This is a genomic window from Pseudomonas sp. UBT (assembly GCF_050915955.1).
In the GTDB taxonomy this organism is placed as follows: Bacteria; Pseudomonadota; Gammaproteobacteria; order Pseudomonadales; family Pseudomonadaceae; genus Aquipseudomonas; species Aquipseudomonas antarctica_A.
On the sequence record NZ_CP168079.1, the window covers coordinates 2,657,409 to 2,678,738 of the forward strand.

General features: G+C 61.4%; 15 protein-coding genes, 1 tRNA gene and 1 pseudogene. 12 read left to right on the plus strand and 5 right to left on the minus strand.

Translation table 11 applies throughout. The annotated features are described in order from the left end of the window. Positions 1-94 precede the first annotated feature (94 nt). The 3 genes from ACDZ94_RS12240 to ACDZ94_RS12250 all read left to right on the plus strand — a co-directional run bounded on the left by ACDZ94_RS12240 (position 95) and on the right by ACDZ94_RS12250 (position 1,105). Complete coding sequence (locus ACDZ94_RS12240; RefSeq protein ID WP_221296037.1) at positions 95-508, plus strand: pilin; 414 nt, start codon at positions 95-97, stop codon at positions 506-508. A 64-nt stretch (positions 509-572) separates the two neighbouring features. Then, a tRNA-Thr gene (locus tag ACDZ94_RS12245) sits at positions 573-645 on the plus strand. A 154-nt stretch (positions 646-799) separates the two neighbouring features. Next, a complete protein-coding gene (locus ACDZ94_RS12250; RefSeq protein ID WP_221293915.1) occupies positions 800-1,105 on the plus strand; it encodes a DUF6388 family protein in 306 nt (101 codons plus the stop codon). Between the two features lie 60 nt (positions 1,106-1,165). Here the strand turns inward: ACDZ94_RS12250 and nadC are convergent, their stop codons facing one another. Next, positions 1,166-2,014, minus strand: coding sequence for a carboxylating nicotinate-nucleotide diphosphorylase (nadC, locus tag ACDZ94_RS12255; RefSeq protein WP_064450657.1), 849 nt, complete (start codon positions 2,012-2,014; stop codon positions 1,166-1,168). Between the two features lie 243 nt (positions 2,015-2,257). Between nadC and ACDZ94_RS12260 the strand changes: the two genes are divergently transcribed. From ACDZ94_RS12260 to ACDZ94_RS12280, 5 genes and pseudogenes are all read left to right on the plus strand, one after another. Then, positions 2,258-4,432: a DUF1631 domain-containing protein gene (locus tag ACDZ94_RS12260; RefSeq protein ID WP_432750213.1), complete on the plus strand. Its 2,175-nt coding sequence runs from the start codon at positions 2,258-2,260 to the stop codon at positions 4,430-4,432. A gap of 43 nt (positions 4,433-4,475) precedes the next feature. Further along, positions 4,476-5,039, plus strand: a complete 564-nt coding sequence (ampD, locus tag ACDZ94_RS12265) for a 1,6-anhydro-N-acetylmuramyl-L-alanine amidase AmpD (RefSeq protein WP_064450659.1) — start codon at positions 4,476-4,478, stop codon at positions 5,037-5,039. Next, positions 5,036-5,872 (plus strand): regulatory signaling modulator protein AmpE, encoded by an 837-nt coding sequence (gene ampE / locus ACDZ94_RS12270; protein ID WP_432750214.1) that lies wholly within the window; start codon positions 5,036-5,038, stop codon positions 5,870-5,872. Before ampD ends, ampE begins: the two co-directional genes overlap by 4 nt. A 153-nt stretch (positions 5,873-6,025) precedes the next feature. Continuing rightward, positions 6,026-6,250, plus strand: a pseudogene (locus ACDZ94_RS12275) (methyl-accepting chemotaxis protein); the annotation flags it as partial. Between the two features lie 127 nt (positions 6,251-6,377). Continuing rightward, complete coding sequence (locus ACDZ94_RS12280) at positions 6,378-6,806, plus strand: hypothetical protein (RefSeq protein ID WP_221293926.1); 429 nt, start codon at positions 6,378-6,380, stop codon at positions 6,804-6,806. On the opposite strand, the gene ACDZ94_RS12285 is transcribed toward ACDZ94_RS12280, so the two are convergent. Together ACDZ94_RS12285 and cra are read right to left on the minus strand one after the other, a co-directional pair. Then, positions 6,753-7,529 carry a TatD family hydrolase gene (locus tag ACDZ94_RS12285; protein WP_432750215.1) on the minus strand — a complete coding sequence of 259 codons (777 nt, stop codon included), beginning with the start codon at positions 7,527-7,529 and terminating at the stop codon, positions 6,753-6,755. The two genes, ACDZ94_RS12280 and ACDZ94_RS12285, sit on opposite strands and share 54 nt — an antisense overlap. A gap of 2 nt (positions 7,530-7,531) precedes the next feature. Next, on the minus strand, positions 7,532-8,527 hold the full coding sequence (gene cra, locus ACDZ94_RS12290; protein WP_064450664.1) for a catabolite repressor/activator: 996 nt from the start codon (positions 8,525-8,527) through the stop codon (positions 7,532-7,534). Between the two features lie 294 nt (positions 8,528-8,821). Here cra and ptsP point away from each other — a divergent pair, with 294 nt between their 5' ends. From ptsP to ACDZ94_RS12310, 4 genes are all read left to right on the plus strand, one after another. Continuing rightward, positions 8,822-11,680, plus strand: a complete 2,859-nt coding sequence (gene ptsP / locus ACDZ94_RS12295) for a phosphoenolpyruvate--protein phosphotransferase (protein WP_432750216.1) — start codon at positions 8,822-8,824, stop codon at positions 11,678-11,680. Continuing rightward, a complete protein-coding gene (pfkB, locus tag ACDZ94_RS12300) occupies positions 11,681-12,622 on the plus strand; it encodes a 1-phosphofructokinase (RefSeq protein WP_064450666.1) in 942 nt (313 codons plus the stop codon). It abuts the gene before it with no gap. A gap of 11 nt (positions 12,623-12,633) precedes the next feature. Then, a complete protein-coding gene (locus ACDZ94_RS12305; protein WP_432750217.1) occupies positions 12,634-14,352 on the plus strand; it encodes a PTS fructose-like transporter subunit IIB in 1,719 nt (572 codons plus the stop codon). Between the two features lie 189 nt (positions 14,353-14,541). Further along, a complete protein-coding gene (locus ACDZ94_RS12310; protein ID WP_432750218.1) occupies positions 14,542-16,083 on the plus strand; it encodes an alkaline phosphatase D family protein in 1,542 nt (513 codons plus the stop codon). Positions 16,084-16,214: 131 nt separating this feature from the next. Here ACDZ94_RS12310 and ACDZ94_RS12315 read toward each other — a convergent pair whose 3' ends face one another. After that, entirely contained in the window at positions 16,215-18,740 is a 2,526-nt protein-coding gene (locus ACDZ94_RS12315) for a PepSY domain-containing protein (RefSeq protein WP_432750219.1), read from the minus strand. Positions 18,741-18,876: 136 nt separating this feature from the next. Further along, positions 18,877-21,162, minus strand: a complete 2,286-nt coding sequence (locus ACDZ94_RS12320) for a TonB-dependent receptor (RefSeq protein ID WP_432750220.1) — start codon at positions 21,160-21,162, stop codon at positions 18,877-18,879. Positions 21,163-21,330: the final 168 nt, after the last annotated feature.

Below are 21,330 nucleotides of genomic sequence, written 5' to 3' on the forward strand. Positions count from 1 at the left end.
TTTGGCCGCTCGCGGATGAGTACACTGGCGCCGCTGCAAAATGCGGGGCGCAGGACGCGCCTTGATATGGTTTCTATTCTGGAGAGTGAATGTGATGCGTCAGAAAGGCTTCACCTTGATCGAGTTGTTGATCGTCGTGGCAATCATCGGCATTTTGGCCACGATCGGTTTGCCCATGTATACCAAGCACCAGGCCAAGGCCAAGTTTACGGCGGGGTTGGCTGAAGTCTCCGCGTTGAAGGCCGGTTTCGAAGACACCCTTAACCAGGGCACCGTGCCGACACTGGCCTTGATCGGTGGCAGCAGCCCAACCGCCAACTGCACGATCGAGGTGGCAGGCGATGTGGCCACCGGCACCGGTTCCATCCGTTGTGAAATTCTCGATGCGCCCGCTCCCGTGCTGGGCAAGACCATCACGTTGACGCGCAGTGCCACCACCGGCTGGAAGTGTGCAACCACGGCTGACGCTCAATACGTTGCCAAGGGCTGCGGCGCCGACGGAGCATAACGGTTGCTGGGCGGCAGGCGAGTTAGTTGCTGCATGCCCAATGCGGTGCTAGCTTTAGCCCACCGCCCGTGTAGCTCAGCCGGTAGAGCAGCGCACTCGTAACGCGAAGGTCGCAGGTTCGATTCCTGTCTCGGGCACAAAGGCAACACTGTTTTCAAAGGCAACACTGTTTTCAGATGATCCCAGAATGGTTCTGAAGGCCAGACGAGCCGGCATTCATGCCCACTCTTTTGTATCTGCGCAACCTTGATGACCCAGATGCATCCCCATTCCTTGATCTAAGAGAACAACATGACCACACAAGAGATGACCCAGGAAGCGCGTCACGAAGCCGCCCTCAAGAAATACGTGGCGGAGTCGCCGGAACTGCTGGATGAGATCAAGGACCTGAGTGCCGATGATCAAAGGGACCAGATCCAATGGGCATTTGAGGATGAGGCCGAGGCCCAGGGCCTGCAGCCATGGGAACTGAGCCTCAAGTACACCTCCACCCCCGAAGAATTCGAGGCGGCGCGCCTGGCCTTGCACAAGGAGGCTGCCGAGGTACTGGGCGTCGACTGGAATGAGTATTGTGGGATGAATAATCTCGCAATCTAAGTCGCTTTCTGTGTAGGAGCGAGTGGTCCGCCCAGTGCGTGCTCGCTCCTACAGAGGGCCTCAGATACTGAGCCGCATCGACAAGTCCACGGCTTTAACATCCTTGGTCATCGCACCGATGGAGATGTAGTCCACCCCGGTTTCAGCGATGGGCAGCAGGGTAGTTTCATTGATCCCGCCGCTGGCTTCCAGCTTGGCCTTGCCTGCGTTCAGGCGCACGGCCTCGCGCATGTCATCCAGGCTCAATTCGTCGAGCATGATGATATCGGCACCCGCCGCCAGTGCTTCGCGCAGTTCATCCAGGCTTTCCACTTCGATTTCCACCGGCTTGCCCGGGGCGATCTTGTGGGCGGCCGTAATTGCCTGGGCAATACCGCCACACGCAGCGATATGGTTTTCCTTGATCAGGAACGCGTCATACAGACCGATGCGATGGTTATGGCAGCCACCGCAAGTCACCGCGTACTTTTGCGCCAATCGCAGGCCGGGCAGGGTTTTGCGGGTGTCCAGCAGCTTGACCTGGGTGGTGGCGACAAAGTCCGCCAGATACTGCGCACGTGTGGCCACCCCTGACAGCATCTGCAGGAAATTCAGTGCGCAGCGCTCACCGCTGAGCAATGAGCGGGCCGGGCCTTCCAAGTGGAACAGCACTTGATTGGGGCTGACACGTTCACCGTCGGCCACCTGCCAATGCACCGCGACCCGAGGGTCGAGCTGGCGGAATACCGCGTCCACCCAAGCCGTGCCGGCGATAACGGCCGCATCGCGAGTAATGATTGTGGCCTTGGCCAGCCGTTCGGCCGGGATCAATTGTGCAGTGATGTCGCCGCTGCCGATGTCTTCCAGCAGTGCACGGCGCACGTTGGCTTCAATTTCGGCGGTGAGGTCGGCAAGACGGAGATTCGGCATAACAGGCTCCACAAACAAAGTGCCTCGATTATAGGGGCAGTGCGCGTTTGAACCCACACTCCTATTCATTTACAGGGCAAAGGCAGAGTTTGCTGGCGCAACTACCCTCATTTGCAAGATAATCTTGCGCCTTGCAATTGGCGTCATAGCTTTGACGTCCTGGTGATAACGGGTTTTTTACAGCGTCCAATTGGGCCTGCCCCGATCTTTCCCCAACCAACACCGCCGTTTCAGGAGGCCAGGATGCACAATGACGGAAAGGTGGTGCCCATCAACAAGGCACACGCCACGCCATCGCCGCTTGCGCGCCTGCCGGTGGTGTTGCTGCAGGTTCGCGACAAGGCCGCTCAGCAGTTGCAACAAGGTTTGCAGGAACTGTTCGATAACGCCGACGACACCCTGTTCGAAATGGCCGACAAGGCCCGTAGTAACGCTGACCATCACATCTTCTTTGAAGCCATGCGCGACTTGCGCCTCAAGCGCAAGAATTTCGAGCGCGTGTTCATGGCGCAGTTGTTCGCTGCGTTCGCCAATCTGGGCCATGTTGGGCGGGGCGAGTCGCACTGGCTGCCGGTGGTGTCCTATGACACGGCGACCGGCACGTCCAGTGATGAACTGGAAAAAGCGGTCGCGTTGGCGGCCATGCTCGGTCGAGTGCGGCATCGTGATGGCCTGGCACTGGCGCAACTGACCGCACGCCTGAGTACATTGCTTGGCAACCCTCTGGATGAGCGCGATAACCCGTTGGGCCCGGCACTGCTTTGTGAGTTCTTTTTGCGGGCGGGGCGCAGCTTGGGGGTAGAGATCCGCGTCAAATTGATCATTCTCAAGCTGTTTGAAAAATACGTGCTCAGTGACGCCGACCAACTGTTCGCTGAAGCCAACCAGATACTCGTCGCTACCGGGGTTTTGCCTGAGCTCAAGGCAGTGCCATCACGTCGCCCCGGTGGGCGTGCGGCGCTTGAACAGCAGCGTGAAGGCAGCTTGCCGACCGTCGACCCGCCAGTGGATGAAAACGGCCAGGAAGCCTTCGCTGCCTTGCAGAAATTGCTGGCGGCCGTGCGTGGCAGCGTGGCGCCTACCCTGGAAGCCAGTGCCGAACCCCAGCCCATTGCCACCCGTGACCTGTTGCGCCTGCTCTCTCATTTGCAGCAATACGTGCCGGAACCCGAGGCCGAAGACGACTTCGACCTGCGTAACCAGCTTGAACAGTTGCTCACCCGTGTCAGCGTCAAAAGTGGCAAGTCTCGTGTGGTGGAAGACGCCGATGAGGATGTGATCAACCTGGTCGCCCTGTTATTCGAGTTCATCCTCAATGACAGCACCGTGCCTGATGTTTTCAAGGCCTTGATCGCGCGTTTGCAGATTCCGATATTGAAAGTGGCGATACTGGACAAGAGTTTTTTCAGTCGCAGCAGCCATCCGGCGCGGCGCTTACTCAATGAAATCGCCGCCGCCGCCATGGGTTGGAGCCCGCGCGATGACTCTCCGCGCGACAGCCTGTACCTGCGAACCGAGCAGGTGGTGCAATGTTTGCTGAATGAGTTCGTTGAAGACCTAGCGATTTTCCCCCGGTTATTGGCGCAGTTCACGACCTTTACTGCGGATGAGCAGCGGCGCAGTGAATTGCTGGAGCAGCACACCTATGAGGTCGAAGAGGGCCGTGTGCGTACTGAGGCCGCCCGTCAGCGCGTGGCCGAGCTGCTCAATCGACGTTTGGTAGGCCGGGTGTTACCGCAGGCGGTGGTGCAGTTTCTCCAGCAGGCCTGGAGCCAGGTGCTGTTGTCGGCCAGCCTCAAGCATGGCGAGCAATCGGTGCAATGCCAGGCGGCGGTGCGCACCATGGACGAGTTGATCTGGAGCGTGAGCCTGCAGAAAGACACCGATGCCGGTCGGCACCTGCTGGAGCAATTGCCCGGGCTGCTCAAGGCCTTGCGCAACGGCTTGACCTGCGTGGCGTTCGATCCCTTCAGCACCCGTGAGTTCTTTGTCCGATTGCAAGCCATGCATGTGCAGTCATTCGAGAGTGGGAGGCAGGACACGCTGATCGAGGTGCGTGAGCCATTCTCACTCAGTAGCGGGTTGCCTGAGCCAATCGCAAGCCTGCCCAGTGATGACCCGCACTTGCTCAAGGCTCAACAATTGCGGATCGGAGGCTGGTTTGAGTTCCAGCAAGATGAAACCCACCGTCTGCGCTGCAAGCTGAAGGCGATCATGGCACCGGCCAACGCCTATATTTTTGTCAGCCGCACGGGGCTCAAGGTCCTGGAGAAGAGTGCCGTCCAATTGGCCTTGGCCTTCAAGCAGGGGGCGATACGCAGTTTGGACGAGGGGCTGCTGTTTGACCGCGCGCTGACGTCAGTGATGGGTAACCTGCGTCAACTCAATCGCGGCAAGTCATCGCAACCGCAGGGCTGAACGCGGCATACTGGTAATACCTCGTCTCATTCAAGGAACCAGTATGCAGTTGGACCCCACCAGCGGTTGGTGCCAGGGTATTCGCCATTGCCCTTCACCCAACTTCAACGAGCGCCCCGCAGGCGAGATCTCACTGTTGGTGGTGCATAACATCAGCCTGCCTCCGGCGCAGTTCGCCACCGGCAAGGTGCAGGCGTTTTTCCAGAACCGCCTGGATGTCACAGAGCATCCTTACTTTGAAAGCATTGCCGACCTACGGGTGTCTGCGCATTTTCTGATTGAGCGCGACGGCACCGTGACGCAATTTGTATCGTGTCTGGACCGGGCCTGGCATGCAGGGGTCTCGAGCTTTGAGGGGCGTGAAGTCTGCAATGACTTTTCCCTGGGTATCGAGCTGGAGGGTACGGATGAGCTACCGTTTACCGATGCCCAATACGCGTCGCTGATCGACCTGACACGTCAACTGCTGGCAGCCTACCCAGGCATTACCCGTCAGCGTATTCGTGGTCACAGTGATATTGCGCCAGGGCGCAAGACTGACCCGGGCCCGGCTTTTGATTGGGCGCGCTTTCGCAGCGCCCTGCAGGATGGAGGACACGCACGATGAGTTTCCTGGTGTTGGTGCTGGCGGTCTGGATCGAGAAGTTCTCGGCCTTGCGTCGGCGGTTACAGTGCGACGGTGGATGGCTGCGTGAGCTGGCCAAACTGGAGTCGAGCCCGCGCATGGGCAAGCGGCCTTGGCTGATTCTGGTACTGCTGGTGTTGTTGCCGGTGGCCTTGCTGGCCCTGTTGCTATTGGTGCTGGAACCCGTGGCTTATGGCTTGTTGGCATTGCCGGTGCACTTACTGGTGGTGATCTATAGCCTGGGGCGTGGCGATCTACTGGCTGGGCTCGGGCCGTTTCGCGATGCGTGGCGGCGCGGTGACTTGCAAGCCGCCGAACACGTGGCCGAGCGGGACCTGAAAGTAGCGGCCGACAATGGCGAGCAACTGCTGGAGCGCGTTCAAGGCCATCTGCTATGGCAGGCTTACCAAAGCTTTTTCGCGGTGATTTTCTGGTATTTCCTGTTGGGCCCGGTCGCGGTCCTGGCCTATCGCCTGCTGGCGTTGGCCAGTGAGCACAGCCAGAACCCTCTGGTCGCCGAACGTGCCGGGCAATTGCGCCACGCGTTTGATTGGTTGCCGGTGCGCTTGCTGGCGGCGAGTTTTGCCCTGGTGGGTAACTTTGTTGCAGTCAGCCGGGTGATGCTCCATGAACTGCTGAGCTGGGATATCAGCGCCGCGCAGTTGGTAGAAAAAGTCGGCCTGGTGGCGGCTGAAATTCCACCGCCGGTGGTGGGGGCTGACGGCATCAACAGTTTGGATCGCCTGTGGGAACTGCTGCTGCGTGCGGCGGTGCTGTGGTATGCCGGGTTTGCCATCTGGACCGTGTTGCCTTGATCGAGTGAGCGCGGTCAAAAATGTGGGAGCAACTGTCTTAACGGTCTTTATCCGTCCATCCTTTCTAAAGACAGCAACGCTCCCACAGCTATGCGCCGTGTAACCACCTTGGGAAATAGCCGCAGCCAGTTTAGGCGGTGTGCTCTTTCCATTCATATCCTCGGTGCCGTGGGCATGATCGTCGACCAGAATCAGCAGATCGCTGTGGCCGTGGAGCAGCAAACTACCGTTGCCCACGATATCGACCAGAACATTGCCGAGATCAATCGAGCTGGCGAGCATGCGGCTCAGGGCGCCCATCAGACAGAGGCGGCCAGCCGGCAGCTGTCGATGCGGGTGATCGAGTTGAAGCCATTGATCGGGGCGTTTCGTGTGTAGGGCGAGCGTGTAGGATTTTGGTTTTGTATAGCGTGGCTCCGGTCCTGATTTGTCTGTGTATCTTCTTTGAGCGCCTGGATGGGTGAGAATTTGTTTCAACCCATCACGGTCCAATGGAGGCACGGCGATGACTGCTGCTACCGGTATCAAAGGGCACTGCGCCCATTGCGGCATTACGTTTGCGCTCAAGCCCTGGCAATTGAACGCCATTGCCATTCATGAGCCTTTTGATTGCACGTATTGCCAGCGGATCGTGCAGTTGAACTGCCCCCGGCAACTGCGCCAGTTCAAGTCGCTGGACCATTGGGCGATGGTGCGCCCAAGCATGCTGGTACTCACCTGCGCGGTGTTGATCGTGGCGTTGTTGGCGGAATGGGTGGGGGTGGTCAGCGTGATCGGGCAACTCAATATTTCACTGGTGATGCTGCTGGCCCACTTCCTGGTGCTGCGCTATATCCGCTACCGGCAGCGGCTGACGTTGGATTTGCAAGCGGTCAGCGTGCTACCAACGGAACAACTCGCGCGCATTGCGTGTGCTCGTTTCGGCCAGCAGTGAGGGGCTGATGCCCATGCGTTCAGCCAACGCGCTGCAGATGTCCGGCAAGTGTTGCGGGCTGTTACGCAGGCCGGGGTACATCGCGGGGGCCATATCCGGTGAGTCGGTTTCCAGCAGCACGGCCTCAAGGGGCAGTTGAGCGAGCACCTTGTGCATGCGCAGGGCTTGAGGCCAGGTGGCCGCGCCGCCCAGGCCCAGCTTGAAGCCGAGCTTGATGTACTCGCGAGCCTCCTCAACGCTGCCGGCGAATGCATGGATGATACCGCCCCGTGGCAGGCGGATGCGCTTGAGGGTGGCGATCACCGCCGCGTGGCTGCGACGGACATGCAGCAAGGCCGGGAGCTGGAAGTCCACCGCGAGTTTCAACTGGGCGTCAAACAGGCTTTGCTGACGTTCGCGATCCAGCTGTTCGAGGAAGTAGTCCAGGCCGATTTCGCCGACGGCGCACAACTGTCGATGGCCGTGCAGGCGGGTCAGCCAGTCGCCCAGTTCGGTCAGGTCAGCGGGGCGATGCGCGTCGAGGTACACCGGGTGCAGGCCGAAAGCGGCGAACAAGCCTTCATCTTCCTGCACCAGGTCCCACAGCCGTTGCCAATTCTGCTGATAGACACCTAACACCACCATGCGCTGCACCCCAAGTTGGCGGCTGTGAGCGAGGACTTCCCGGCGATCATGATCGAAGTCCGGGAAGTCCAGGTGGGTGTGGGTGTCGATCAGCTCCATGCTCAAGCCTCGTGAATACGCTGCTTGAAGGTCCGGCCAATGGCGTGCACGCCCGGTTGGTATTGCTCTTCCTCGATGACGGCCAGGGCCAGGCGCAGGGCCGTGTCGGCGATCAATTGGTGTTGCTGGGCCATGGCGTTGACCGGCAGCGGCAGGAAGTCCAGCAGTTGGGTGTCACCGAACGTGCCCAGGCGCAACGGCCGTGATTTGAGCGGGAAGTCATGCAGCGCGTCGAACACGCCTTGCAGCAGCACGTAGGAAGTGGTCACCAACGCGTCAGGCAAATGCCCCAGTTGATGTAGAAGTTGCTCCATCAACTGTCGGCCGCAGTCACGGCTGAAGGCTTCACCCTGTTCGATGATGACTTCACCGGTGAACCCTTGCAGCGCTTCACGGAAACCGGCGGCGCGCTCCTGACTGATACTCAGCTCCGGCCGTGCACCGATCAGTGCGATCTGCTTGGGCAGCGGTTGCAGCAGGCTGCTGGTCAGTTGCTGGCAGGCCTGGCGGTCGTCGCTGACCACCGAGCAAAACTGCGCCGGTTCCATCACCCGGTCGATGGCAATCACCGGCAGGCCCTTGGCTTGCAACTCGCGATAGCTGTCATCACTGGCCGGCAGGCAACTGGCGACGAACAGCGCATCGCAGCGTCGTGCACGAAACAGTTGCAGCAACTGGCGTTCGCTGTCCGCATCATCGTCGGAGCTGGCGATCAGCAACTGATAGCCTCGTGCTCGCGCACCTTGCTCCAACAACTTGGCAATCCGTGCGTAACTGGGGTTTTCCAGGTCTGGCAGGATAAAACCCAAGGTGCGCGTATGCCGGCTGCGCAGCCCGGCCGCCTGAGGGTTGGGGGTAAAACCATGGGCTTCGACCACCGCCCGCACCCGCTCGACGGTCGCGGAGCTGATGCGTTGCTGTGCGGCCTTGCCATTGATGACGTAGCTTGCGGTGGTGACGGACACACCGGCCAGACGTGCGATATCACTGAGTTTCAAACCGGGATTTCCTTGTTTTTTAGAGCTTGCCCCGACATTTTGTCCAATCGTAACCGATTCCTGCACACGACTATTGTCTGAGCTCAAGCGCCAAGTGGTCCTTCAAGCTTGCATAATTAGCGCGTAATCTGCCATAAATTCTAGATTAAACGTTTCAGCCAGCGTATTTTTACGACGTTCGCGACTGAATGGCTACTGCCAATTGACCGCTCAGTCAGTTATTTTTGAACACAGCCTCGCTGATTTATTCAAAACAATACCTAGTGCGCACACCGCACTAACTAGGAGAACGGCATGCTTGAGCTCACTGTAGAGCAGATATCCATGGGCCAGGTGGCTGTGGATAAATCTGCTGCCTTGCACCTGCTCGCTGAAAAACTGGTGGCCGATGGCCTGGTCGCCGAGGGTTATCTCAGTGGCTTGCAAGCCCGTGAAGCCCAAGGCTCGACCTTTCTCGGCCAAGGTATTGCCATCCCTCACGGCACCCCGGAAACCCGCGACCAGGTCTTTTCTACCGGCGTGCGCCTGCTGCAATTCCCCGACGGGGTGGACTGGGGTGACGGCCAGATCGTCTACCTGGCCATCGGCATTGCCGCCAAATCCGATGAACACCTGCGCCTGCTGCAACTGCTGACCCGCGCCCTCGGTGAAACCGACCTGGGCGAGGCGCTGCGCCGTGCCGGCAATGCCAACGCGTTGCTGAAGCTGCTGCAAGGCGCGCCGCAGGAACTGGCGCTGGATGCGCAGATGATCAGCCTTGGCGTGTCCGCCGATGACTTCGAAGAGCTGGTGTGGCGCGGCGCACGCTTGTTGCGCCAGGCTGACTGTGTGAGCAATGGCTTTGCCGCCGTGTTGCAGCAAGTCGACGCACTGCCCCTGGGCGATGGCCTGTGGTGGTTGCACAGCGAGCAGACGGTCAAGCGTCCGGGCCTGGCCTTCGTCACGCCGGACAAACCCATGCGTTACCTCGGTCAGCCACTCAACGGTTTGTTCTGCCTGGCCAGCCTCGGCGAAGCCCATCAGACCTTGTTGGAACGCCTGTGCGCGTTGTTGATTGAAGGTCGCGGCCAGGAACTGGGGCGTGCCACCAGCAGCCGTGCGGTGCTTGAAGTGCTCGGCGGCGAACTGCCACCCGATTGGCCGAGTGTGCGCATTGCCCTGGCCAATGCCCATGGCCTGCACGCGCGGCCGGCGAAGATCCTTGCGCAACTGGCGAAAAGTTTTGACGGCGATATCCGCGTGCGTATCGTCGATGGCCCGGTCGGCGCCGTGTCGGTAAAAAGCCTCAGCAAGTTGCTCAGCCTCGGCGCCCGTCGCGGCCAGGTGTTGGAGTTTGTGGCCGAACCAGCGATTGCCGGTGACGCGTTACCCGCCTTGCTGGCGGCCGTAGAGGAAGGCCTCGGCGAAGACGTTGAGCCGCTGCCGGCCGCCAGTGCGCAACCTGCAACGCTTGATATCGAACCGGTGCTCAGCGCGCCCGTGTCCGGCAGCCAGCTCCAGGCTATTGCCGCCGCGCCCGGTGTCGCCATCGGCCCTGCGCATATCCAGACGCAGCAAGTAGTCGATTACCCACTGCGCGGTGAATCCTCGGCCATTGAACGCGAGCGCCTGCAGAACGCCTTGACCGACGTGCGCCGCGATATTCAGGGCCTGATCGAACGCAGCCAGGCCAAAGCCATCCGCGAGATTTTCATCACTCACCAGGAAATGCTCGACGACCCGGAACTGACCGACGAAGTCGGCACTCGCCTCAAGCAAGGCGAGAGCGCCGAAGCCGCGTGGATGAGCGTGATCGAAGCCGCCGCCAGGCAGCAGGAGTCGTTGCAGGATGCCTTGCTCGCCGAGCGCGCCGCCGACCTGCGCGACATCGGCCGCCGTGTGCTGGCGCAACTGTGCGGCATTGAAACCGCCCAGGAGCCGAGCGAACCCTACATTCTGGTGATGGAAGAAGTCGGGCCCTCCGACGTCGCGCGTCTGGACCCGACGCGCGTCGCCGGCATCCTCACCGCCCGTGGCGGCGCCACGGCCCACAGCGCCATCGTCGCGCGAGCCCTGGGCATTCCGGCCTTGGTGGGCGCAGGTCCTACGGTGTTGTTGCTGGCCTCCGGTACGCCTTTGTTGCTGGACGGCCAGCGCGGTCGCCTGCATGTCGACCCCGATGCGACCACCCTGCAGCGGGCCACGGTTGAGCGCGACACTCGCGAACAACGCCTGCAAGCCGCCTCGGCCCAGCGCCATGAACCGGCCCTGACCCGCGACGGCCACGCCGTTGAAGTGTTCGCCAATATCGGCGAAAGCGCCGGCGTTGCCGCTGCGGTGGAGCAAGGCGCCGAAGGTATCGGCCTGCTGCGCACCGAGCTAATTTTCATGGCCCACCCGCAAGCGCCGGATGAAGCCACGCAGGAAGCCGAATACCGCCGCGTACTCGACGGCCTCGACGGTCGCCCGCTGGTCGTGCGCACCCTGGATGTGGGCGGCGACAAACCGCTGCCGTATTGGCCGATTGCCCAAGAGGAAAATCCCTTCCTGGGGGTGCGCGGTATTCGGCTCACCTTGCAGCGCCCGCAGATCATGGAAGCGCAACTGCGTGCGCTATTACGTTCCGCCGATAACCGGCCGCTGCGCATCATGTTTCCCATGGTCGGCAGCGTCGATGAGTGGCGCGCCGCCCGCGATATGACCGAGCGCCTGCGCCTGGAGATCCCGGTGGCCGACTTGCAACTGGGGATCATGATCGAAGTGCCGTCCGCTGCCTTGCTGGCGCCGGTACTCGCCAAGGAAGTCGACTTCTTCAGTGTCGGCACCAACGACCTGACCCAATACACCCTGGCCATCGACCGTGGCCACCCGACCCTGTCCGCTCAGGCGGATGGCCTGCACCCGGCGGTGTTGCAGTTGATCGACATCACCGTGCGCGCCGCCCATGCCCATGGCAAATGGGTCGGCGTGTGCGGCGAGTTGGCGGCGGACCCGCTGGCGGTGCCGGTGCTGATTGGCCTGGGTGTGGATGAGTTGAGCGTGTCGGCCCGCAGCATTCCTGAAGTGAAGGCGCGGGTGCGCGAATTCAGTCTGAGCGAGGCCCAGGGCCTGGCGCAAAAAGCCCTTGCGGTGGGTTCGCCCGCCGAAGTGCGAGCCCTCGTGGAGGCCGTGTAAATGGCGAAGATTCTGACCCTGACGCTGAACCCGGCGTTGGACCTGACGGTACGCCTGGCGCGCCTGGAACCGGGTGAAGTCAACCGCAGCGAAACCCTGCTGACCCATGCCGCCGGCAAGGGGGTCAATGTCGCCCAGGTGCTGGCGGACCTGGGCCATGAAGTCACCGTGGGCGGCTTTCTCGGTGAAGACAACCCCCAGGCGTTTGAGGCGTTGATCGCGCGGCGTGGCTTTGCCGACGCGTTTATCCGTGTGCCGGGCGAAACCCGTAGCAATATCAAGATCGCCGAACAGGATGGCCGGGTCACCGACATCAACGCACCAGGGCCGCAGGTCAGTGAGCAGGCGCAAGCGGCGTTGCTCAATCAACTGACGCTGATTGCGCCTGGGCACGACGCCGTGGTGGTCGCCGGCAGCTTGCCGGGTGGCGTCACTGCGCAGTGGTTCAAAGGTTTGCTGGAACATCTGAAAAGCCTCGGTTTGAAAGTCGCCCTCGACACCAGCGGCGAAGCCTTGCGCGCCGGTTTGCAGGCGGGCCCGTGGTTGATCAAACCCAACACTGAAGAGCTCGCCGAAGCCCTGGATTGCCCCACCGATTCCATCGCACAACAGGCCCAGGCTGCCGAGCGCTTGCATGCCCAAGGCGTCGAGCATGTGGTGGTTTCCCACGGCGCCGACGGCGTGAACTGGTTCAGCCCGGGCACGGCGCTGCATGCCACGCCGCCCAAGGTCAGCGTCGCCAGCACGGTCGGTGCGGGTGACTCGCTGCTGGCCGGGATGCTTCACGGTTTGCTCAGTTTTGATCTGCCGGAAAGCACCCTGCGCCGGGCCACGGCGATTGCCGCCATGGCCGTCACGCAGATCGGCTTTGGCATCAGCGATGACGCGCAGTTGGCGCGTCTCGAAAGCGGCGTCCACGTGCGTACGCTGACAGAACAATAAGAGGGTTTGTGATGAAGTTAGCCATTGTTACTGCCTGCCCGAACGGCATGGTCACCAGTGTGCTGTGCGCCCGCTTGTTGGACGCTGCCGCGCAGCGCATGGGCTTGCACACCAGCGTCGAAGTGGTAGACGTGCAGCACCCGGAGCGCCAGTTGTCCCAGGCCACACTCGACGAAGCCGAATGGGTATTGCTGGTCAGCAGCACGCCGGTGGATATGCAGCGGTTTGTCGGCAAGCGTGTGTTCCAAAGCACGCCGGCCCAGGCGTTGGCGGATGTCGAGGCGGTATTGCGCCGTGGCGCCGAAGAGGCCCAGGTCTATGTCGCCAGCGCAGCACCGGCGGCGGCAAAGCGTGCTCCACGTATCGTCGCTATTACGGCTTGCCCGACGGGCGTGGCGCACACCTTTATGGCCGCCGAAGCTTTACAGCAAACAGCCAAGCGCCTGGGTTATGACTTGCAAGTCGAAACCCAGGGCTCGGTGGGCGCGCGCACGCCGTTGAGCGCGCAAGCGATCGCTGACGCCGACGTGGTGTTGCTGGCGGCGGATATCGAAGTCGCCACCGAGCGCTTCGCCGGTAAGAAGATTTACCGCTGCGGTACCGGCATCGCCCTCAAGCAATCCGAAGCCACGCTCAACCAGGCATTGGCCGAAGGCGCGGTGGAAAGTGCAGCCAGCGGTGCGGTGGCCAAAAAAGAAAAAACCGGTGTGTACAAACACCTGCTCACCGGCGTGTCGTTCATGTTGCCGATGGTCGTAGCGGGCGGCTTGTTGATCGCCCTGTCGTTCGTGTTCGGCATTCATGCCTTTGAAGAAAAAGGCACCTTGGCGGCAGCCCTCAAAACCGTCGGCGACCAGGCCTTTATGCTGATGGTGCCGTTGCTGGCGGGCTACATTGCCTACTCGATTGCCGACCGTCCCGGGCTCGCGCCCGGCATGATCGGCGGGCTGTTGGCGGGCACATTGGGCGCCGGATTTATCGGAGGCATCCTCGCCGGTTTTCTCGCGGGTTATTGCGTCAAGCTGATCACCCGCGCGGTGAAATTGCCGCAGAGCCTGGAGGCGCTCAAACCGATTTTAATCATCCCGTTGCTGGCGAGTTTGTTCACCGGCCTGGCGATGATCTATCTCGTCGGCCCGCCGGTCGCGCGGTTGCTCACTGGCCTGACTGACTTCCTCAGCACCATGGGCACCACCAACGCGGTGCTGCTGGGCATCCTGTTGGGCGGCATGATGTGTGTCGATCTGGGTGGGCCGATCAACAAGGCGGCGTATGCGTTTTCGGTCGGCTTGCTGGCGGCCTCGAGCGGCGCACCCATGGCCGCGACCATGGCCGCCGGTATGGTGCCGCCAATTGGCATGGGCATCGCCACGTTCCTGGCGCGGCGCAAATTCGCCCAGACCGAACGCGAGGCAGGCAAGGCCGCGATGATTCTGGGACTGTGCTTTATCTCCGAAGGGGCGATCCCGTTTGCGGCCAAAGACCCGCTGCGCGTGATTCCGGCCAGCATCGCCGGGGGCGCCTTGACCGGCGCGCTGTCGATGTACTTCGGCTGCAAACTCGCCGCGCCTCACGGTGGCCTGTTTGTGTTGGTGATTCCGAATGCGATGAACCATGCGCTGCTGTACTTGCTGGCGATTGTTGCCGGCAGCCTGTTGACCGGTTTGGTCTATGCGCTGATCAAGCGGCCGGATGCGGTTGAGCTGGCGGTCTCCTCAGCCAAGGCCTGACGCAATGTAAACTGTGGGAGCAGGCTTGCCTGCGATGCAGGCACCTGGGTGTATCAGTTAGACCCGGGTGATGCTATCGCAGGCAAGCCAGCTCCCACAGTTGATCTGTATTGGTCTGTAGGTCGGTGTCACACCGGCTTCATCACGCCATGTTTAAGTGGCCCTTTTGATACTCAAGAGGGCACCTGCATGAGCCACTTCGATCTCGGCCGTCGCCGTGTGATGCAAGCCGTTGGCGCCGGTCTGTTGCTGCCGGGCCTGGCCCCGGCGGTGATCGCCTCGGTCAAAGACCGGCCGCAACTCACCGATGGTGTGCAGTCCGGCGACCTGATGGGCGACCGCGCGATGATCTGGAGCCGCAGCGACCGCCCCGCGAAGATGGTGGTGGAGTGGGACACCCGCAGTGTGTTCAGCAACCCGCGTAAATTCATCTCGCCGCTGGCCGACAACCGCACCGACTTCACCGCCCGCGTCGAACTCACCGGGCTGCCGGTCGATCAGGCGATTTTCTATCGCGTGCACTTTGAGGACGCCCAGACCGGCGTCGCCAGCGAGCCGTGGTTCGGTCACTTGCGCAGCGTGCCGCAACAGCGCCGCGACATTCGTTTCGTGTGGAGCGGCGATACCGTCGGCCAGGGCTTCGGCATCAACCCGGACATCGGCGGCATGCGCATCTACGAAGCCATGCGCCTGCGCCTGCCGGACTTTTTTATTCACAGCGGCGACACCATCTACGCCGATGGCCCGGTGCCGGCGCAGCTGACCGTTGAAGACGGCCGCATCTGGCGCAATATCACTACTGAGGCCAAGAGCAAAGTCGCGGAAACCCTCGATGAATATCGCGGTAACTACCGCTACAACCTGCTCGACGAAAACGTGCGCCGCTTCAATGCCGAGGTGCCGCAGATCTGGCAGTGGGACGATCACGAGGTAGTCAACAACTGGTCGCCGAGCAAGCAGTTGGATGAGCATTACCAGACCAAGGATATCAACACCCTGGTCGGCCGCGCGCGCCAGGCCTGGCTGGAGTATTCACCGATGCGCCGGCAAAGCGCCGACGGTGGCGGGCGGATCTATCGCAAGCTCAGCTACGGCCCCTTGCTGGATGTGTTCGTGCTGGACATGCGCAGCTATCGCGGCCCCAACGATGACAACCTGGGCGGCGAAAAACCCTTCATGGGCCGCGAGCAACTGGACTGGCTCAAGCGCGAGCTCAAGGCTTCCCATGCGCAGTGGAAAGTCATCGCCGCCGACATGCCCATCGGACTGGGCGTGCCTGATGGCGAGGTCAGCCCCGGCGTGCCGCGCTGGGAGGCGATCGCCAACGGTGACCCTGGCCCGGCCCAAGGTCGCGAGCTGGAGATTGCCGAGCTGTTGGGCTTTCTGCGCGCTCAGCAGGTGCGTAACCATGTATGGCTGACGGCGGATGTGCACTACTGCGCGGCGCATCACTACCACCCTGATCGTGCGGCGTTCCAGGATTTCGAGCCGTTCTGGGAATTTGTGGCAGGGCCGTTGAATGCGGGAAGTTTCGGGCCGAACCCATTGGATAAAACCTTTGGCCCGGAGGTGGTGTTCGAGAAGGCGCCACCCGCGCAAAACACTTCGCCGTTTGCCGGGTTTCAGTTTTTTGGTGAGGTGCAGATTGATGGGCAGACGGCGGAGTTGACCGTCATTTTGCGGGATTTGGATGGGGTGTCAGTGTTCGAGCAAAAGCTGCAACCGGTCTGATTTGAAATGCAATCAAATGTGGGAGCGGGCTTGCTCGCGAAAGCGGAGTGTCAGTCACCGAATCTATTGACTGAACCACCGTATTCGCGAGCAAGCCCGCTCCCACATTTTGAACGGTGTCTTTTCAGGGATTAGTACACATCCCGGCGATAGCGGCCTTGTTCAATCAAGCGCTCAACCGCCTCGCGGCCCAGCACGTCGTGCAGCACCTGATCCACGCCCGTCGCCATGCCCTGCAAGCTGCCGCAGACATAAATCGCCGCGCCATCGGCCAGCCATCGACGCAATACATCCGCCGACTCGCGCAGGCGGTCCTGCACGTAGATTTTTTCCTTCTGGTCACGGGAAAACGCCAGATCCAGCAGGGCCAGGTCGCCGCTGGCCAGCCAGCCTTGCAGCTCGTCCCGGCACAGGTAGTCGTGGGCGATGTTGCGCTCGCCCAACAGCAGCCAGTTGCGCTGCTGGCCATCGGCAATGCGCGCCTTGAGCAAGCTGCGCAGGCCGGCGAGGCCGGTGCCGTTGCCCAGCAGGATCAGCGGCGCCGGTGCCTGCGGCAAGTGAAAACCACTGTTGCGGCGCAGGCGCAGGCTGATGCCGGTCCCGATGGCGGCGTGTTCCGTCAGCCAGCCGGAGCCCAGGCCCAGGCTGCCGTCGGGGTGACGTTCCTGACGCACGATCAGCTCCAGCACGCCGTCGCTGGCAATCGAGGCGATGGAGTATTCGCGCATGCCCAGCGGCACCAATGCGTTCACCAGTGCCTGGGCATGCAAGCCGACCAGGTGCGTGCGGTTGTCCGGCAGTTGGCGGGTCGCCAGCGCCTGGTCAAGGGGTTGCGCCAGGCCGTCGATCAGCACGCTATCGTTGCCGGTCAGGCCCAGGCCAGCGAGGAAGTGTTCAATGGCCTTGGGGCCATTGCTCGGCAGGATTTCCACCAGGTCACCCGCCAGCCAGTTTTGCGGCGACGGCGGCGTGAGGCCCAGCAGGTAGATGTTCGAGCCGACGCTGCCGCGGTTGAGCAGGGTGCGATAAGTCAGGGGCCAGTTGTCGTATTGGGCGGTTTGCCAGGCAGCTGCCGGCGCGTGACCGGTGAGTTGGCCCAGTTGCTGTTGCCAGGTCAGCAAGGCCTCGGTGTCGCCGCTGTCGACTTCCACCGGGGCAAACAAGGGGTTGCCGCCCTGGTGAGTCAGCCAAAAGTGCAGGCGCCGGGCAAAGCCGCAAAAGTGCTCGTACTGGCGATCACCCAGGGCCAGCACTGAGTAATTAAGGCCTTTTAGCGACAGGTCCTGGCCGAGCACGCCGCGTTCAAAACCGCGTGCGCTGTCGGGCGCTTCACCGTCACCGAAGGTGCTGACCACGAACAGTGCATTTTCCGATTGGGTCAGGTCGTCCTGGCTGACGTTGCCCAGGGGCTGCACGTTCACCGGCATGCCGGCTGCCTGCAATTGCCCGGCAGTTTGCCAGGCCAGTTGCTCGGCAAAGCCACTTTGGCTGGCAAAGCCGATCAGCCAGGCCGGGGCGTCGCTGTGGTTGGCGCCGAGGCCTTTGCGGGCATCGCGAACCTGGCGCTTTTTGCGGCGACGGTCGAGGTACAGCAGCCAGCCGGTAATGAAGAACAGCGGCATGCACAGCGCACTGACGGTCAGGATAATGCGACCGACCAAGCCGAAGTAGCTGCCGGTGTGCAGCGCGTAAATACTGGTCAGCCATTGCGACTTGAGGGTTTTGCTCGCGTACTGATCGTGGAATTTGACGTCGCCGGTGGCCGGGTCGAGGTTGATCTGGTTCAGCGCTCGGTCATGGGGCGATGATTTGAGCAGGTAATACACGATGGCCGGTTGTCCGGCGACGGCCGGCATACGGATGTTATAGGCACTCAAACCAGGGCCGGCGTTGGCGTAGATGCTGCTCCAGATCGCATCGTAGTTGGCCACTGGCGCCGGGCCGTCGGGCGGCGGGCCGCGCTTGCGCATGCGTTCGTTGTTCGGGGCGTCGGAGAGCAGTTTGGTCAGGCCCTGGTTGTACCAATCGTAGGACCAGGACAGGCCGGTCAGCGCCGCCAACAGATAGAACAGCAGGCACCACGTACCGAATACCGAGTGCAAATCCCAGTTGAAGCTGCGGCCTTTTTTGCGCCAGTCCAAGGTCAGCCACGCACGCCAGTTCGCCACTTGGCGTGGCCAGCGCAGGTACAGGCCCGAGAGGCAGAAGAACAGCAATATCAGCGTGCAGGCGCCGGTGATTTGCCGGCCGGTGTCGCCCATGGCCAGAAAACGGTGCAACTGCAGGATAAAGCCGAATACGTCCTGGCCGACGGCGTCGCCCATGTAGTCGCCCGTGTAGGGATCGAAGTAGCGCATCTGGCCGCGGCGCTCACCGGGCGGCGGGGTAAAGAACACGCGCGCGGCGTTGCCGCTGTCGCTTTCTACCCACAGCATCGACACGGTCTTGCCTTCGGTGGTTTCGAGTTTGCGCACCAGTTCGGCAGGCGGCAGTACGCCCGCTTCGCGTTTTTCGACGTGCAATACCGAGGGGTTGAGCGCCCGCAGGATTTCATCCTGAAACGAGACCGCAGCCCCGGTGATCCCCATCAACGCCAGCACCAGCCCGGCAGTAATGCCGAAGAACCAGTGCAATTGAAACAGGGTTTTCTTCAACACGTCTGACGGCCTCGCTCATCTGGATGTAGTTGTCACGGCGCGCATTATGCCGTGAGTTGTCGAGAAACATTCTGTTTTACACGCAAAAGCCCCACGCATCCGATGCGTGGGGCTTTTGGCTTAATGTTGACCGGGTTTAGAAGTGGAAACTGGTGGTCAACAGCGCCGTACGACCGGCCGCCTGGTTGGCAAAGTGCGCCGCGTAGGCTTTGTCGTAGTAGGTTTTGTCGGTCAGGTTCTGCACGTTCAATTGCAGGTCGACGTTCCTGGTCAGCTTGTAGCTGGCCATGGCGTCGTAGCGGGTGTAGGCCGGCACGTAAACCGTGTTGGCGGCGTCGCCGTAAACCTGGTCGACATAGAACGCGCCGCCGCCGATGGTCAGCTTGGGTGTGATGTCATACGTCGTCCACAGGCTGAAGGTGTTCTTTGGCGTGTTGGGCATTGCATTGCCTTTGTTGGAGCCAGCGCTGATGACGCCATTGCGGCCATTGAGACCGGCATCCACCAGCTCGCTTTTCAGGTAGCTGTAGCCGGCGAACACTTGCCATTGATCGGTGAGTTTGCCGCTGGCGGACAGTTCGAGGCCGTCGACGCGGGACTCGCCGCCGTTCTGGTAGGTCATCGCGTCCACCAGGATTCGGGTGTTTTTCTTCTCGGTGCGAAAGACCGCAGCGGTCAGGGACAGGCGGCTATGGAACAGGTCCCACTTGGTGCCCAGCTCATAGTTGACGGTTTCTTCCGGTTTCAAGTCGCTGGTGGCGGCACCGGCAGACAGTGGGTTGCCATCGGCGCCTTCGCCGACCAGGCCACCGGGCGGGGAGGCCGAGGTGGCGTAGGACGTGTAGATGCTGCCGTTCTCCAGCGGCTTCCAGACCAGGCCTGCCTGCCAGTTGAAGAACTGGCTGTCGTCCTTGATTTTAGTGCGCCCGGCGGCGGCATTGGTGTTGGCCACTGTGTCGAAAGTGTCGTAGCGCAGGCCGACGTTCAGCAGCCATTTCGGGTCCAGTTCGATGGTGTCGAACACATAGGCCGCGCGGCTGGTGGCCTTGGTGTTGGCGCCCAGGTAATTGCGTGTGGTGCTGCCCGTCCAGGCGTCGTCCGGTGTCGGGTTGCTCAAGGATGTGCACTGGCCGCCCAGGCTGCCTTTGGCTACGGTGCAGGTGGGGTTGGTATTTGGGCTGACGGTGTAGCCGCTGATGCGGGTTTCTTCACCGGTGAATTCCAGGCCGGTGGAGTACGAGTGCTTCATGCCCGCCAGTTGGAAATTGCCGAACAGATCGGTCTGGTTGGTGGTGGTGTCAGTCGTGGACACGCGGGTGTTGGCGCGACGCCACACAGTGCCGAACTGATTGACGTTGTGCTGGCTGTCGTCCGGCTGGGTGAGGATGTAGTCCTGACCGGTGCTGCCATGGCGCAGGGTGTTTTTCAGCGTCATGTTGTCGTTCAGGTCATGCTCGATGGAGAACGTACTGATGTCGGCGCGGGTCTTGCGGAAGTCGCGGTCCTTCAAACCGTAGAAGTTGTTGCTGTCGCCGCCGTCGGTCGGTTTGTCATGCACATGAACGGCTTTGGCGCCGCTATTGCTGTAGCCGTATGGAATCCCCGAGTCCGGCAGGTCGTTGCTTTCCATGTGGTAGTAGCTGAAGTTGACGCGGGTCGGCGTGCCCAGGCCGAAGGTCAGCGACGGTGCGACGCCCCAACGGTCGTAGTCGATCACATCACGACCGGCCACGTTCTGCTCATGGCTCATCAGGTTCAGGCGGAACGCGGCGTTGTCGAGGAACTGACGGTTTACGTCGAGCACGTAGCGGCGGGTCTGGTCGGAGCCGTAGGTGAAACCGCCGTTGGTGAAATCCCGCGCTTGTGGCGTTTTGCTGACCAGGTTGATGCTGCCGCCGGCCGAGCCCCGACCGCCGAACGAGGAGTTGGGGCCCTTGCTGACTTCAATCGACTCGATGTCGAAGATCTCGCGGCTCTGGCCGCCGGTGTCGCGCACGCCATCGAGGTAGGTGTCGCCCTGTGCGTCAAAACCACGAATGAACGGGCGATCGCCCTGAGGGTTGCCACCTTCACCGGCGCCGAAGGTAATGCCCGGTACGGTGCGCAAGGCATCCTGCAACGAGGTGGCGGCGGTGTCCTTGAGGACTTGTTGCGGCACTACGGTGACTGAGCGCGGAGTGTCCACCAGTGGCGCGGTGTACTTCTGCGAAGACGCTTTTTCCACCTGGTAGGACGTGGTGTCCTGTTCCTGGCCGGTAATGCTGGTGGCACCGAGGGAGATGCTGTTGCGCTCGCCTTTTTGTTCGGTGCTTTCGGCCGCTTGCGCCATGTGGGCGGCAGCGCCGGCGCTGAGTGCAACGCCGATGGCCGAAGCCAGTACGCGTGGTGAACCGGCAGATATTTTTAGCGTGGTGCGCGACATGAGTTGTCCTTCCCCAAGGAGGTGAGGCCGCGGAATATAGGGCTAACAAGACTTTCTATCAATTGCGATACATTGCTATTCGCATTGAATTTACATTCTTTACACTTTTTGCTTACGGTTTTTACCCACTCGTTCGTCCTCGCGTTTTACAGGGCGGATAAGAATCAA